The organism is Amycolatopsis sp. DG1A-15b (genome assembly GCF_030285645.1).
In the GTDB taxonomy this organism is placed as follows: Bacteria; Actinomycetota; Actinomycetes; order Mycobacteriales; family Pseudonocardiaceae; genus Amycolatopsis.
The window spans coordinates 10,155,401-10,169,034 of record NZ_CP127296.1; the positions used below are offsets into that span (position 1 = coordinate 10,155,401).

Consider the following 13,634-nt stretch of genomic DNA (forward strand, 5'->3'; position numbering starts at 1 on the left):
CGGCGGGTACCTCGCCGAGGTGACTGGGGGAACGAAGGGGCGGTTGCCGGCGAAGACCGCGTTTTGGCTGGCGGTCGTGTGGAGCGTGTGCACGGTCGCGTTCATCCTCCTCAGCCTGGGCTGGGACGTGGAGGGGTGGCGGGGAGCGCTCCGGTTCGTGTGGCCGGTGTTCGGGGCGCTCGCGGCCGCGTTCTACTGGGTCCGGTACTTCCAGGCGCGCCGGAACCGCGGTTAAGCCGGGCCGGCGTGCCACTTCGAGGTCTGACCGGTGCCCGGACGGGGTACTTCCCGGCTATGGACGGGTCGAAAACGTGGCTGCTCGGCGGTGACCGCATCCCGCCGGTGATCGTGCTGATGCTGGCGGTGGGCGCGACTTTCGGTGCGCTCGGCTGGCTCTTCACCGCTTTCGAGGGCGGCGCCGGCTGGGCGACGTGGCTGCGCGTCGCGGCGGCCGGCGCCGGTGCCCTGCTGACGGGCTACCTGTGGGCGCTGGTCGCCCACCTCCTGCGGCGGGGATGACCGGGTCCGGAACCCGGGCTCGGCGCAGCCGGGTGGCTCTGGTGACGCGTCTGTTCGTGGTGGCGGCGCTCACCTACTTGGCCGGCGTCGGGATCAGCTTCCTCCTGGACCGGACGGACCCGTGGATCTCCGGCCTGAGCACGCTCGGCCCGATGCTGGGTGGGGCGGCCGGGGGATTCCTGGTCCGCCGGTCCCGGCGCGACGGACCGGGCTAGCTCCTCGACGCCGGCCGCTCGATCGCCGTGCCGGACTGAGGGCCGCCGCCGGGAGCGGTGGCCCCTCGGCGCCTCTCAGTTCGCGTGCGTGGGGCTTCCGGTCGAGCCGGAGGGCGGTTCGCTCGGCGTGCCGCCGGTGCTGGTGCCTCCGCCGGACGGGGTGGTCGGCGTCGAAGTGGGAGCCGGGGTGGTCGGCGTCGTGGTCGGCGGCTTCTCCGAGCTCGGCGAAGCCGACGTCGGCGGCGTGAACGGCGGCGACGTGACCGGGGGCGGGTTGCCGCCGGTGTCGATGCGCGGCGGCGGGGGCGGCGACGGCTGGGTGACGACCGTGGTGGTCGTCTTGCCGTCCGGGCTCACGGACACGACCGTCGTCGGCGCGCTCGGCGACGTCGGGTTCGACGTGGTCGGTGCCCCGCTGGAGGTCGCCGGGTCGCTCGGCGACGGCGTGGCCGGCAGCGTCTGCACGCCGGCCGGGACGGTGCCCTGGCCGCCGGGGCCGCCCGTGCCGCCCGCGGTGGTGGCGGGGACCGGCCCGGCGAGCTCGGCCACGGCGGCGAACGCGGTCGCGACGACCAGCCCGGCCACGCCGAGCACGACGTACCCGGTGCGGTTCGGTTTGCTGCTCTTGGGCGGCGCGGTGTCGATCCTGGTGATCCGAGAGCTCGAATCCGACCCGGCGGGGCGGGGCATACGGGGCTCCTAGGCAATTCGGGGAGGTGGCACAGCGAGGTCGTGGATCGGGGCGTTGGTTCTCTTGGAGCAGTGCGCCCACGGCGGGGGAGCGACCTCGGCGGGAGATTATCACCGGCGTGCGGGTATTCGCCCAGGTAGTGGCCTTGATCCGTTACTGTGCGCGGTCGGTTGACCCGGAAGGGAGGAACGGCGTGAGTGAGGAAGAAACCCACACCCGGCTGACGGCGTGGGTGCGCGGCCGGGTCCAGGGCGTCGGTTTCCGCTGGTGGACGCGCAGCCGTGCGCTGGAACTCGGCCTGGTCGGGAGCGCGAGCAACCTGGCCGACGGGCGTGTCGAGGTGATAGCGGAAGGTAGTCGCGACCACTGTCAGCGGCTGTTGGCCGCGTTACGGTCGGGAGAATCACCCGGAAGTGTGGAGCACGTCGCCGAGCGCTGGTCCGACCCGAAAGGGGGACTCGGCGGCTTCGTCGAGCGGTAGCGCGGGCCCTGGTCCGTCCGGGGGCGGTGTGGCTCTTGGTGTTGCCGAGGCTGCCGCGGGTGTGCTAGGCGCGCCGAGGAGGGGGCGCGTCCGGCGGCCCGCCCGGCCCCCCGGGTAGCCTGGGCCGATTGAACCGCCAGTACCGGCAGCCAGAGGGGTCAGCACCCAGTGCACCTGAAAAGCCTGACGCTCAAGGGCTTCAAGTCCTTCGCCTCGGCCACCACGCTGCGCTTCGAACCGGGCATCACCTGCGTGGTCGGGCCGAACGGCTCGGGCAAGTCCAACGTGCTGGACGCGCTGCGCTGGGTCATGGGCACCCAGGGCGCCAAGGACCTGCGCGGCGGCAAGATGGAGGACGTCATCTTCGCCGGCACCGCGGGCCGCGCCCCGCTCGGCCGCGCCGAGGTCACCCTCACCATCGACAACGCCGACGGCGCGCTCCCCATCGAGTACTCCGAGGTCTCGATCACCCGCCGGATGTTCCGCGACGGCGCGAGCGAGTACGAGATCAACGGCGACCGCTGTCGCCTGATGGACGTCCAGGAACTGCTGTCGGACTCCGGCATCGGCCGCGAGATGCACGTCATCGTCGGGCAGGGCCAGCTGTCGGCGATCCTCGAGTCCAAGCCCGAAGAGCGCCGCGCCTTCATCGAAGAGGCCGCCGGCGTCCTCAAGCACCGCAAGCGCAAGGAACAGACCCTGCGCAAGCTGGCCAACATGCAGGGCAACCTCGACCGCCTCGGCGACCTCACCACCGAGCTGCGCCGCCAGCTCAAGCCGCTGGGCAAGCAGGCCGAGATCGCCCGCAAGGCCCAGTCGGTCCAGTCCGAGCTGCGCGACTCCCGCCTGCGCCTGCTCGCCGACGACCTGGTCACCCAGCGCGACGCCCTCGCCCGCGAAGAAGCCGACGAGAAGACCGCCCGCCAGCGCCGCGCCGAGGTCGAGCAGCACCTCGAGATCGTTTCGGCCGAAGAAGCCGAGCTGGAAGCCTCGCTCGCCGAGGACGCGCCGCTGCTGCAGACCGCCCAGGAGACCTGGTACAAGCTGTCCGCGCTGGCCGAGCGCCTCCGCGGCACCGTCCGGCTCGCGATCGAGCGCCAGCGGCACCTGTCGGCCGACGTCTCGACGTCGACCGGCGGCCGCGACCCCGAAGAGCTCCTCGAAGAGGCCGAGCGCGTCGCCGAGCAGGAAGAGGAGCTCAACGAGGCCGTCATGGAGGCCCGCGAGCTGCTCGCCCAGACGGTGTTGCGCCGCGAAGACCTCGAGCAGCGCGTCCAGGCCGCCGAGCGCGCGCACTGGGCCGCCGTCCGCGCCATCGCCGACCGCCGCGAAGGCATGGCCAAGCTCACCGGCCAGGTCGAGGCGCTGCGCAGCAAGAACGGCGCCACCTCCGACGAGATCGACCGCCTCAGCGTCTCCCTCGAAGAGGCCGCCGAGCGCGCCGAGATCGCCGTCGAAGAGCTCGAAATGGCGAAGACCGAGGGTGGCGTCGAGGAGTCCGACGACGCCGGGCTGATGGATCGCCACGACCGCGCGGTCGAAGCCAACAACGCGGCCAAGGCGCGCGTCGAAGAGCTGGTCAAGGCCGAGCGCGCGGCCGAGCGCGAGATCGCGTCGGAGAAGGCGCGCGTCGAGGCGTTGTCCATGGGGCTCAAGCGCAAGGACGGCGCGGGCGCGCTGCTCGGCGCGTCCCACGAACTGCCGGGCCTGCTCGGCTCGGTCGCCGCGTTGCTCACCGTCGAGCCGGGGTATGAGGTCGCGCTGGCCGCGGCCCTCGGCCCGGTGGCCGACGCCGTCGCCGTGACCGGCGGCGAAGACGCGCTGCGCGCGCTGAAGTACTTGAAGGACACCGATTCCGGCCGGGCGGGCATCCTGCTCGGCGGCCCCGAATCCACTGTGGACAGCGCTGCGTGGCCGTCGCTGCCGGAGGGCGCGCGCTGGGCCCGCGAGGTCGTCGCGGCGCCCGCGCAGCTGCGGCCCGCGGTCGAGCAGGCGCTCGACAAGCTGGCCCTGGTCCGTGACCTGGACGCCGCCCGCCACCTGGTGGCGGTGCACCCGGACGTCCGGGCGGTCACCGCCGAGGGCGACGTCTTCGGCGCCCGCTGGGCGATCGGCGGCTCCGGCAAGCGCGAGAGCGTGATCGAGGTCCAGGCCGCCGTCGACGAGGCGGGGGAGCGGCTGCGCCTGGCCGAACGCTCGCTGGAGCGGTACGCGGCCGAGCTGGAAGGCGCTCGCGCCGAGCAGCAGGCGCGTCGTGAAGAGGTTTCCCAGGCCAAGGACGCCCTCGGCGAGGCCAAGGTCCGCAAAGCGCGGTCGTCCGAGCGGCTCAACCGGATGCAGCAGGCCGCCCGGCAGGCGCAGGCCGAGGTCGAGCGGCTGTCCGGGCAGCGCGCGAAGGTCGAGCAGAGCCGCGTCCAGGCCCTCGCCCAGCTCGCCGAGCTGGAGGAGCGGCTCGCCGCCGTCGCCGAGCAGCCCGTCGAAGACGACCCGGACACCGCCGAACGCGACGCCGCCGTCGAAGAGCTGGCCGTCGTGCGGCAGGAGGAGATGGAAGCGCGGCTCGCGCAGCGCACCTCCGAAGAGCGCGCCCGCAGCATCGCGGGCAAGGCCGAAGGCCTCCGCCGGGCCGCGCACGCCGAGCAGCAGGCCCGCGAGCGCGCCGAGCGCGCCGCCGCGGCCCGCAAGCGCGGCGCCGGGATCGCCAACGCCGTCGTCAACGCCGGCGAGCTCGCGCTGGAACGCATCGAGCACTCGGTCCAGCGCGCCGCCACCGAACGCGACCAGGTCCAGGCCCGCCGCCAGAGCCGCGAGCAGGCGCTGACCGGCGTCCGCGCCAAGGTCCGCGAGCTCACCGGCGAGCTGGAGAAGCTGACCGACGCCGTGCACCGCGACGAGGTGCTGCGCGCCGAGCAGCGGCTGCGGCTGGAGACCCTGGAAGCCAAGATCGCCGAGGACTTCGGCATGGGCCTCGAGGACCTCGTCCGCGAGTACGGCCCGGACGTCCCGGTGCCGCCCAGCGCCGGCGAGATGGCCGAGTACGAGGCGGCCAAGGACCGCGGCGAGGACGTCACCCCGCCGCCGCCGATGCCGTACGACCGCGACACCCAGGCCCGCCGCGCCAAGCGCGCCGAAAAGGACCTGTCCCTGCTGGGCAAGGTGAACCCCCTCGCGCTGGAGGAGTTCGCGGCGCTGGAGGAGCGGTACAAGTTCCTCTCGACGCAGCTGGAAGACCTCAAGGACACCCGCAAGGATCTCGAAGCCGTCATCAAGCAGGTCGACGAGAAGATCCTCGAGGTCTTCGCCGGCGCCTACGCGGACGTGGCCCGCGAGTTCGAGACGGTGTTCAGCGTGCTCTTCCCGGGCGGCGAGGGCCGGATGGTCCTCACCGAGCCGGACGACCTGCTGGCCACCGGCGTCGACGTCGAAGCGCGCCCGCCGGGCAAGAAGGTCAAGCGGCTGTCGCTGCTGTCGGGTGGCGAGAAGTCGCTGGTCGCGGTGGGCATGCTGGTCGCGATCTTCCGCGCCCGCCCGTCACCGTTCTACGTCATGGACGAGGTCGAGGCGGCGCTCGACGACACCAACATGCGCCGGCTGATCGGCCTGCTGGAGCAGCTGCGCGACTCGTCGCAGCTGATCATCATCACCCACCAGAAGCCGACGATGGAGATCGCCGACGCCCTCTACGGCGTGAGCATGCAGGGCGACGGCATCACCAAGGTGATCTCGCAGCGCCTGCGCACGGCCGACGACGAGCCGGTCGCGGTCGGCTGACCGTCACATCTCGTCTTCGCGCGGCACGCGGCGGTCTTCGCCCCGCACGCGCGGCTCGTACGTGCTCAGGTCGTTGCCGACGCTGCCGGCGTCGCCTATGTTCGGGCGCCGCCCGCGTGGCCGGAGCATGCCGTGCTTGACCCCGCGCTTGCGGTCGAGCCGGTCCATGATCAGGCCGACGACGAGCAGCACCGCGAGGACCACGCCGATCCCGATGAAGAACTCCATGTGAGACCCCCTCTCCCGCTCCCAGGTTACGGGAGCGGGGGGGCGGTCACATCCACTTATCCGGCGACCCAGAACGCGTAGTCCGCGGAGTACCGGACCGCGGTCTGCGCGCCGTCCGTGCAGGTCCCCGCCGGGGCCACGCCGCCGCGGGTGTTCAGCCGCTGGATGTAGGTCACCTTGCTGAAGACGCCGTCGCCGGTGTTGAGGTTCGCCTTGAGCAGCAGCTCCGGGATCGCGCCTTCTCGCGGGGCGTTCGCCGCGGCCGCCGCACCGACCGTGCTGCCGTCCAAGATGGACGTCCACACCGGGCCCTTGCTGTGCAGCGCCACCGGTTTCCCGTGCCGCGACAGCACCGCCGCGGGCTGGATCAGCGCCCACGCGCCGTTCGTGCAGCCGTAGATCTGGACGCCCTCGGCCGGGTAGCTCGCCAGTGCCCGGTTGCCCGCCGGGACCTTGATCGCGTCCGGCACCTTCGAGGCCGCCGGGGTGGCCGAAGCCGTCGCCGCGCCGCCGACCAGGAGGGCGCCGATCGCGAGCGCCACCGTCATCCGCTTCATGGAATCCACCTTCGAAATCCTCCCGCCGCTTCTCGGCGGGCTCCCGCCCATCGACACGGGAGCGCGCCGGAAACGGTTCAGAAGGATCAGGCGGCGCGCACCTCCGCCGTCTCGCCCGCGGCTTCCGCCTCCGCCGCCTTCGGGTCCGGCGTGCGGTGCCGCAGGGACAGCAGCCCGCCGACGACCAGCGTGATGACCACGCCCATCAGCGTGTACCACGGGTAGGCCAGCGCCACCTTGTCCCCGGCCGCCTTGCTGAAGTCGACGCCGATCAGGCCGCCGGTCTTCGCGCTGAACTTCACCCCGAGGATGACGAACGCCATCACCACGACCGTGACGACGAACGCGACGATCGCGTCCACCTGCCGGGCCTTCTTGATCAGCAGGCCCAGCAGGAACGACCCCAGCAGCGCGCCGTAGGTGTACCCGGTGATGGCCAGGCCGAGCTCGATCACCGAGTTCTTCGTGGTCGAGAACAGCGAAGCGAAGACGGCGAACACGACGGCCCAGATCAGCGTCCACATGCGACCGTGCCGCAGCAGCTTCGAGTCCTCCGGCGAGCGCTTGGTGAACCGCTGGTAGAGGTCGGCCACGGTGGACGTCGACAGCGCGTTGAGCGCCGAGGCCAGCGCACCCATGGTCGAGGCGAGCACCCCGGCGATGAGCAGGCCCGACACACCGGCCGGCAGGTCGTCGATGATGAACCGCGAGAACACGTCGTCCGGGCTCTGCAGCCCCAGCTGGGCGACGGACTTCCGGCCGTTGAACACCCACAGCATCGCGCCGACCAGCAGGAACAGTGCGAACTGGATGGTGACGATGATGCCGCTGCCGATGAGCGCCTTCTGGCCGTCGCGCAGGCTGCGCGTGGCCAGCAGCCGCTGCGCGATCAGCTGGTCGGCGCCGTGCGACGCCATCGACAGCGCCGCGCCGCCGAGCACCGCCGTCACGAAGGCGTACGGACTGGTCAGCAGGTTCTTCGTGAAGTCGACGAGCACGAACTTGCCGTCCGCGGACGCCTGGGAGACCCAGTCGGCCGGCAGCTTGTTCAGCAGCACGATCGCGGCCACCGCGGCGCCGCCCAGGTACAGCGACAGCTGGATGACGTCGACCCAGACGACCGCCTTGATCCCGCCGATGTAGGCGTAGACCAGCGTCAGCGCGGTGAGGATGACGACGATCACCCAGTAGTCCAGGTGGATGCCGTAGTGCGCCAGGATCACCTTGATCGGGATCGCGCCGGCGAACAGGCGCACGCCTTCGGCGAGCAGCCGGGTGATCACGAACGTCACCGAAGCGGTGCCCTGCAGCCCGGAACCGAAGCGCTTCCCGAGGAACGCGTACGCGCTGACGAGGTTGCCCCGGAAGTACCGCGGCAGCAGCACGAACGCGGCGATCGTCCGGCCGATGATGTAGCCGAAGGCCAGCTGCAGGAACAGGAAGGCGTTGCCGAAGACCAGCCCGGGCGTGCTGATCACGGTCAGCGTCGAGGTCTCCGTGGCCACCACGGACAACATCACCGCACCCCACGGCAGACTGCGTTCGCCGACGAAGTAGTCGGCCGCCGACCGTTGCTTCCGGCCGACGAGCACGCCGATCAGTGGCATCGCCGCCAGGTAGATCACGATGATGGCGAGGTCAACACCGCGCATGGATCTCTCCTACCCTCATCCGGTCTTCTCCGCGACTCGCAACCGCGTCACGGCGCCCCCCAGCGGGGCGGGAAGGATCAGTGGACCGCGGCCCGGGACCAGCGCGCCGAGCACGCGCGGCCCGCGGGCGCCGGTCGCCGACGGCACCGTACCGGGCACGCCGCACCAGGTGAGCCAGCCCAGCAACGCCGTGAGGTACGCCTCTTTGCCCGCACCGGGCAGGCCGAGGTCGTCACTGGTCTTGAGCACCGCCGAGGGGAGGTTGCGGGCGAGCGCGGTCATCAGGGCCGGGTTCGCGACGCCGCCGCCGGAGGCGATGACGGTCGTGACGCCGTGGCGGCGGCACTGATCGGCCACGGTGACGGCGGTCAGCTCGGTCAGCGTCGCGAGCAGGTCGCCGGGACCGACCGGGTCCAGACCGGCCGCGGCCGTGTCGAGGTACTCGGCGTTGAAGTGCTCCTTGCCGGTGGACTTCGGCGGCGCGGCGGCGAAGTACGGGTCGGCGAGCAGCCGGAGGAGCAGGTCGGAGCGCACCGACCCGCCGAGGGCGAGCCGGCCGTCGACGTCGCTGCGCTGCCCGGCGACGCGGTGGGCCGCGAGGTCGAGCAGGGCGTTGGCGGGCCCGGTGTCGTAGGCGATCACCGGCTCGCCCTCGGCGACGACGGTGATGTTCGCGATGCCGCCGAGGTTCAGCGCGGCGACCGGCCGTCCGGTGTCCTCGGCGAGGCCGCCCAGCCACAGCCGGTCGAGCGTGCTCGCCAGGGGTGCGCCGTGACCGCCCGCGGCGACGTCGCGCGCCCGCAGGTCGGCGCACACCGGCAGCCCGGTGCCTTCGGCGATCCAGGCGGGCTGGCCGAGCTGGAGGGTGCCGCGGACGTGGCCGCCGGAGACCCAGTGGAACACCGTCTGGCCCAGCGACGCGACCAGGTCCGCGCGGCCGCCGGCGAGCTCCGCGGCCCCGCGCCGGGCCGCGTCGGCGAACGCCTGGCCGACGCCGGTGTCCAGCCGTGTCAGCTCGCCGGCGGTGCACGGGTTCGGCGGGAGCGCGGCGAGCAGGCCGTCACGCAGCGGCTCGGGGTAGGGGACGTCGAGCTCGCCCAGCGGCGTCAGCACGACGGTGCCGTCCTCGGCGTGCAGGTCGGCGGCGGCCACGTCGATCCCGTCGAGCGACGTGCCCGAAATCAGGCCGATCACCCGGAAGCGGTGGCTCGCTCTCATCCCCATCCGGAGGGGTTTAGTGGAGCCTCCCGTGTGACGCAACCCACTTGGTGAAGTCTTGGCCCAATCGGGACCGAGGTGGTGACGAATTGCCTGTGTGGACGGGTGTCCGGCGCGGGGGAGCGCGGATGAAAGGATGGGCCCGTGTCGAGCACCTGGTTCCTGTTCGTAGTCGTCGCCGTCGTCGTCCTGGTCGCCCTGCTGGTGACCGGCCTGCTGATCGCACGCAGGCGGCGGATCAGCCTGGACGCCCAGCGCGAGGTCGAGGCGAAACCGAAGGGCGGTTCGTACGCGGCCAGCGGGGGCATCGCGCTCGCGCCCGGCGGCACGGCCGAGGCTCCCGAAGCCGGGCATCCGGTCGAGGACCGGCCCGAGGTCGACGGCCAGCCCGCGGTGGGCGACGACGCGGCGGTGCCGCGCGACTCGGCGCAGCGCACGGTCCGCGACGTCAAGCTGCCGGACGCCGAGGTCGTCGAACCGGCCCCGGTCGTCGAGGAGATCGAACCGGCGGCGGGCCGCATGGAGCGGCTGCGCGGCCGCCTGACGAAGTCGCGCTCGATGTTCGGGACGAGCCTGCTCGGCCTGCTCGGCGCCGGCGACCTCGACGAGGACTCCTGGCAGGACGTCGAGGACACGCTGCTGATGGCCGACCTCGGCGCGGCCACCACGAACCAGATCGTCGAGCGCCTGCGCGACGAGCTTTCCCGGCGTGCGGTGCGGTCTTCGGCCGAGGCGCGCGAGGTGCTGCACGAGGTGCTGACGGCGCAGCTGTCCACCGACGGCCACCGCGCGGTGCGGGCGCTGCCGCACACCGTCGACGGCAAGAAGCAGCCCGCGGTGGTGCTGGTGGCGGGGGTCAACGGCACGGGCAAGACGACGACCACGGGCAAGCTCGCCCGCGTCCTGGTGGCGCAGGGCGGCACGGTGCTGCTGGGCGCGGCGGACACGTTCCGCGCGGCGGCGGCCGACCAGCTGCAGACGTGGGCCGAGCGCGTGGGCGCGGAGGTCGTCCGCGGCAAGGAGGGCGCGGACCCGGCGGCGGTGGCGTTCGACGCGGTCAAGCGCGGCGTGGACACGGGGGTGGACGCGGTCCTGGTCGACACGGCGGGCCGGCTGCACACGAAGACGGGCCTGATGGACGAGCTGGGCAAGGTCAAGCGCGTCGTGGAGAAGCAGGCCAAGGTCGACGAGGTGCTGCTGGTGCTGGACGCGACCACGGGCCAGAACGGGCTCATGCAGGCCCGGGTGTTCGCCGAGGTCATCGACGTGACGGGCATCGTGCTGACGAAGCTGGACGGCACGGCGAAGGGCGGCATCGTGTTCCAGGTCCAGAAGGAGCTGGGCGTCCCGGTGAAGCTCGTCGGTCTCGGCGAGGGCCCGGACGACCTCGCGCCGTTCGAGCCGGGCGCGTTCGTGGACGCCCTGCTGGGCTAAGTGATCGGCTGCCGGGTCGACCATTCGTACACGGGGCGGCCTCGCGTCAGGGCGAGGGAGTGGGTCACGCAGAGCCCGTTTCCGCCCAACGCGACGGCGAGGGAAGTGCAACGCGGCCCGAAGCGGGAGAGATTGGCGGCCCGGCACTGCCGCTGCAGACCTGCCGTCCCGATGGGCGTGAACCGCTTCGGGATGGCGCGCGGCATGAGCTGGGCGCCGGGCAGCGGGGCCGGTGCGGCCGGGAGCTGCCCCGGGGCGGCGGCGCTCGGCGGGGGCAGTTCGAACGGGCTGGTGCCGTCCGGAGCCTGCAGCCCGAGCTTCCGGAGGAGTTTCTTCCTCGGTACCTCGGTCGCGATGGTGAGCCGGTCGGTGCCGCTGCTCGCCACCCAGTGGCGTACCCAGCCGATGCCGTGCAGCACCGGCTTGCCTCCGAGTTCGGCGGGCGGGTCGAGGACGAGGGCACTGATCAGGTAGTCGTCGCGGGGCAGGGTCAGGTGTGCGGTCTCGCCGAGCACCATCGGCACGGTCACGCCCGCTGTCCGCTCGCCTTCGCGCGGCGCGGTCTGGAACGCCAGCAGCACCGGCCGCCGCCCGGCGGGAGTGTGCCGGACCGTGATGTCGAGGTCGCTGGTGACGTCGCCGAGCCGGTGCCGCCGCGGCTCGGCCCTCGGCGGGAGCGGTGGTACGACGACCTGCCGCGGCCCGTCGAGCAGCCGGTCCATTCCTCGTTCGGCGAGCCGTCCGACGATGGCGGCGCCCGCGGCCTGCCCCAGCCAGATGAGCGACATGGTGATCGGTTCGGGCACTTCGCGTCTCCCTCCGCAGGCGCGTGCTGCTTTGACAGACGCTCGAGCGACGCGGATTGATACCGGAAACGCGGTCAAAGCCGGAACAACGGCGTCCCGTCGGCCTTCCGCAGCCCCAGCTGCAGGATCACCGGCGCGGACGGGCGGTTGGCCGGGATCAGGCACGGAGACGTCCGCCGGGCCGTGACCGTCAGGCGGCACCAGCCGATGCCCTGCAGCGTGCGGCGGGCCGGGTCGACCACCATCGCCGCCCCGAAGTAGTGGCCGCCCGGGAGGGCGATGCGGGCCGTGTGGCCCAGGACCACCGGGAACGCCGTGCCCGTCCGGCTGCCGTCCTCCTGGAGGGTGAGGATCACCGGCGTCCGGGCCTTCGCGGCGAGGTGGTGCCGGACGCTGATCTCGACCGTCCCCGCCGGGGTCTTGGCCGGGCGTGGCCAGGTGGGTGGCGCGGTGGGCCCGTCGAGCGCCCGGTCGACGAGCCGGTCCAGCAGGTTGGAAGCGGCGCCCTGCGCGAGCCAGGCCAAGGCGCCGGTGTGCGGGTCCATGCGCTCCTCCGGCGATATTCGGATGACGGCGGCGGCGCGCCGGCGCAGAATCCGGGCATGCCCGGTTGACGCCCGCGTGCCCCTCCTCGTGAAAGACGCCCTGGAGCCGTCGTTCGCTACGAGAGAGGACCCATCATGACCGCCATTCACGGCGACCGGGTGCGGCTGCGCCCGATCGGCCCAGCGGATCGCGCCCGGCTGCGCGAAATCCTGGCCACCCCGGAGGTCGCCCGCTGGTGGGGCGACCCCGATCGCGAGGTCGAAGGCCTGTACGAGGTCGAAGAGGGCGACACCGTCTACGCCATCGAGCTCGACGGTGAAGTCGTCGGCCTGATCCAGAGCTGCGAGGAACCGGACCCGCAGTACCGCCACGCGGGCATCGACATCTCGGTGCACCCGGCCTTCCACGGCCGCGGCGTCGGCACGGACGCGATCCGGGCCCTGGCCGGGCACCTGTTCGCGCAGGGACACCATCGGCTGACGATCGACCCGGCGGCGTCGAACGAGGCGGCGATCCGGGTGTACGCGAAGGTGGGGTTCCGTCCGGTCGGGGTGCTGCGTCAGTACGAGCGCGGCCCGGACGGCACCTGGCACGACGGGGTGCTGATGGACCTGCTGGCGGGCGAGCTGAACTGAGCGGTCCGCGTCAGACCGTGACCGCCTGGGAAAGGCTCGCTCCCAGGGCGTCCGCCACCCGCTGCACCGCCGGGGCGATGTGCGCCACCGCCTCGGCGGTCAGCCGCCCGGACGGCCCGGACACCGACACCGCCGCCGGGACCGGCGCCCCCGGCACCGCCACCGCGACACACCGGACCCCGAGTTCCTGCTCCGCCTCGTCGAGCGCGTACCCCTGCGAAGCGATCCGCGACAGCTCCACCGCCAGCGCGTCCGGGTCGGTGAACGTGTGCTCCGTGTACGCGGGCATCCCGGTCCGGTCCAGCAACGAACGCACTTCGGAAGCGGGCAGGTGCGCCAGCATCGCCTTGCCCACCCCGGTCCCGTGCGGCAGCAACCGCCGCCCGACCTCGGTGAACATGCGCATCGAATGCTTCGACGGCACCTGTGCCACGTACACGACTTCGTCGCGCTCCAGGACGGCCAGGTTCGCCGTCTCGCCGACCTCCTCCACCAGCTCCGCCAGCAGGGGACGCGCCCACGCGCCGAACTGCATGCTCGCGTTCTCGCCCAGCCGGATCAGCCGCGCGCCCAGCGCGTAGCGGCGGTTCGTGTTCTGGCGGACGTACCCCAGGTCGACCAGGGTGCGGATCAGCCGGTGGATCGTCGGCATCGGCAGCCCGGACAGCGTCGCCAGCTCCGACAGGCTGGCCTCGCCGCCGGTGTCCGCGAGGTGTTCCAGCAGCTCGAAGGCACGCTGCAGGGATTGGACGCCGCCGTCGCGACCGTTCTTCTCCGCCGGCACGGTGGCCCTCCTTACGTCGGCGTTGAGCTTCCGCTATGCAGAAACTATAGTCCGGCTGGTAGAAAACCGTAGGGCCGTTATCCAAAGATCCGAACCC

15 protein-coding genes are annotated in these 13,634 nt (G+C 72.5%); 8 read left to right on the forward strand and 7 right to left on the reverse strand.

Going from position 1 to position 13,634, the window contains the following annotated elements:
- Positions 1–19: 19 nt before the first annotated feature.
- The 6 genes from QRY02_RS47240 to smc all read left to right on the forward strand — a co-directional run bounded on the left by QRY02_RS47240 (position 20) and on the right by smc (position 5,677).
- On the forward strand, positions 20–235 hold the full coding sequence (locus tag QRY02_RS47240; RefSeq protein WP_285989188.1) for a hypothetical protein: 216 nt from the start codon (positions 20–22) through the stop codon (positions 233–235).
- Between the two features lie 59 nt (positions 236–294).
- On the forward strand, positions 295–519 hold the full coding sequence (locus tag QRY02_RS47245) for a hypothetical protein (protein ID WP_285989189.1): 225 nt from the start codon (positions 295–297) through the stop codon (positions 517–519).
- Positions 520–560: 41 nt separating this feature from the next.
- Positions 561–734, forward strand: coding sequence for a hypothetical protein (locus tag QRY02_RS47250; RefSeq protein ID WP_285989190.1), 174 nt, complete (start codon positions 561–563; stop codon positions 732–734).
- A gap of 88 nt (positions 735–822) precedes the next feature.
- Positions 823–1,437: a hypothetical protein gene (locus QRY02_RS47255; RefSeq protein ID WP_285989191.1), complete on the forward strand. Its 615-nt coding sequence runs from the start codon at positions 823–825 to the stop codon at positions 1,435–1,437.
- Positions 1,438–1,618: 181 nt separating this feature from the next.
- Positions 1,619–1,906, forward strand: coding sequence for an acylphosphatase (locus QRY02_RS47260; RefSeq protein WP_285989192.1), 288 nt, complete (start codon positions 1,619–1,621; stop codon positions 1,904–1,906).
- A 168-nt stretch (positions 1,907–2,074) separates the two neighbouring features.
- Positions 2,075–5,677, forward strand: a complete 3,603-nt coding sequence (gene smc, locus QRY02_RS47265) for a chromosome segregation protein SMC (protein WP_285989193.1) — start codon at positions 2,075–2,077, stop codon at positions 5,675–5,677.
- A gap of 3 nt (positions 5,678–5,680) precedes the next feature.
- Here smc and QRY02_RS47270 read toward each other — a convergent pair whose 3' ends face one another.
- From QRY02_RS47270 to QRY02_RS47285, 4 genes are all read right to left on the reverse strand, one after another.
- The gene (locus QRY02_RS47270; protein WP_285989194.1) at positions 5,681–5,905 is read right to left on the reverse strand and encodes a hypothetical protein; all 225 of its coding nucleotides are present in this window, start codon (positions 5,903–5,905) and stop codon (positions 5,681–5,683) included.
- 56 nt (positions 5,906–5,961) lie between these two features.
- A complete protein-coding gene (locus tag QRY02_RS47275; protein ID WP_285989195.1) occupies positions 5,962–6,462 on the reverse strand; it encodes a DUF3455 domain-containing protein in 501 nt (166 codons plus the stop codon).
- A gap of 86 nt (positions 6,463–6,548) precedes the next feature.
- Positions 6,549–8,114, reverse strand: coding sequence for a sodium:solute symporter (locus QRY02_RS47280; RefSeq protein WP_285989196.1), 1,566 nt, complete (start codon positions 8,112–8,114; stop codon positions 6,549–6,551).
- 15 nt (positions 8,115–8,129) lie between these two features.
- Positions 8,130–9,338, reverse strand: coding sequence for an anhydro-N-acetylmuramic acid kinase (locus QRY02_RS47285; protein WP_285989197.1), 1,209 nt, complete (start codon positions 9,336–9,338; stop codon positions 8,130–8,132).
- Between the two features lie 138 nt (positions 9,339–9,476).
- Here QRY02_RS47285 and ftsY point away from each other — a divergent pair, with 138 nt between their 5' ends.
- Complete coding sequence (gene ftsY / locus QRY02_RS47290; RefSeq protein ID WP_285989198.1) at positions 9,477–10,766, forward strand: signal recognition particle-docking protein FtsY; 1,290 nt, start codon at positions 9,477–9,479, stop codon at positions 10,764–10,766.
- Here ftsY and QRY02_RS47295 read toward each other — a convergent pair.
- Positions 10,763–11,572 carry a hypothetical protein gene (locus QRY02_RS47295; protein WP_285989199.1) on the reverse strand — a complete coding sequence of 270 codons (810 nt, stop codon included), beginning with the start codon at positions 11,570–11,572 and terminating at the stop codon, positions 10,763–10,765. The two genes, ftsY and QRY02_RS47295, sit on opposite strands and share 4 nt — an antisense overlap.
- Positions 11,573–11,646: 74 nt before the next feature.
- Positions 11,647–12,117, reverse strand: coding sequence for a hypothetical protein (locus QRY02_RS47300; RefSeq protein WP_285989200.1), 471 nt, complete (start codon positions 12,115–12,117; stop codon positions 11,647–11,649).
- A gap of 135 nt (positions 12,118–12,252) precedes the next feature.
- Between QRY02_RS47300 and QRY02_RS47305 the strand changes: the two genes are divergently transcribed.
- Positions 12,253–12,753, forward strand: coding sequence for a GNAT family N-acetyltransferase (locus tag QRY02_RS47305; RefSeq protein WP_285989201.1), 501 nt, complete (start codon positions 12,253–12,255; stop codon positions 12,751–12,753).
- Positions 12,754–12,763: 10 nt separating this feature from the next.
- On the opposite strand, the gene QRY02_RS47310 is transcribed toward QRY02_RS47305, so the two are convergent.
- The gene (locus QRY02_RS47310; protein WP_285989202.1) at positions 12,764–13,537 is read right to left on the reverse strand and encodes an IclR family transcriptional regulator; all 774 of its coding nucleotides are present in this window, start codon (positions 13,535–13,537) and stop codon (positions 12,764–12,766) included.
- Positions 13,538–13,634 lie beyond the last annotated feature (97 nt).

Coding starts and splice junctions, on each gene's coding strand:
- QRY02_RS47305 (WP_285989201.1), top strand. CDS start 12,253: ATGACCGCCATTCACGGCGACCGGGTGCGGCTGCGCCCGATCGGCCCA.
- QRY02_RS47280 (WP_285989196.1), bottom strand. CDS start 8,114: ATGCGCGGTGTTGACCTCGCCATCATCGTGATCTACCTGGCGGCGATG.
- QRY02_RS47275 (WP_285989195.1), bottom strand. CDS start 6,462: ATGAAGCGGATGACGGTGGCGCTCGCGATCGGCGCCCTCCTGGTCGGC.
- QRY02_RS47245 (WP_285989189.1), top strand. CDS start 295: ATGGACGGGTCGAAAACGTGGCTGCTCGGCGGTGACCGCATCCCGCCG.
- QRY02_RS47270 (WP_285989194.1), bottom strand. CDS start 5,905: ATGGAGTTCTTCATCGGGATCGGCGTGGTCCTCGCGGTGCTGCTCGTC.
- QRY02_RS47285 (WP_285989197.1), bottom strand. CDS start 9,338: ATGGGGATGAGAGCGAGCCACCGCTTCCGGGTGATCGGCCTGATTTCG.
- QRY02_RS47300 (WP_285989200.1), bottom strand. CDS start 12,117: ATGGACCCGCACACCGGCGCCTTGGCCTGGCTCGCGCAGGGCGCCGCT.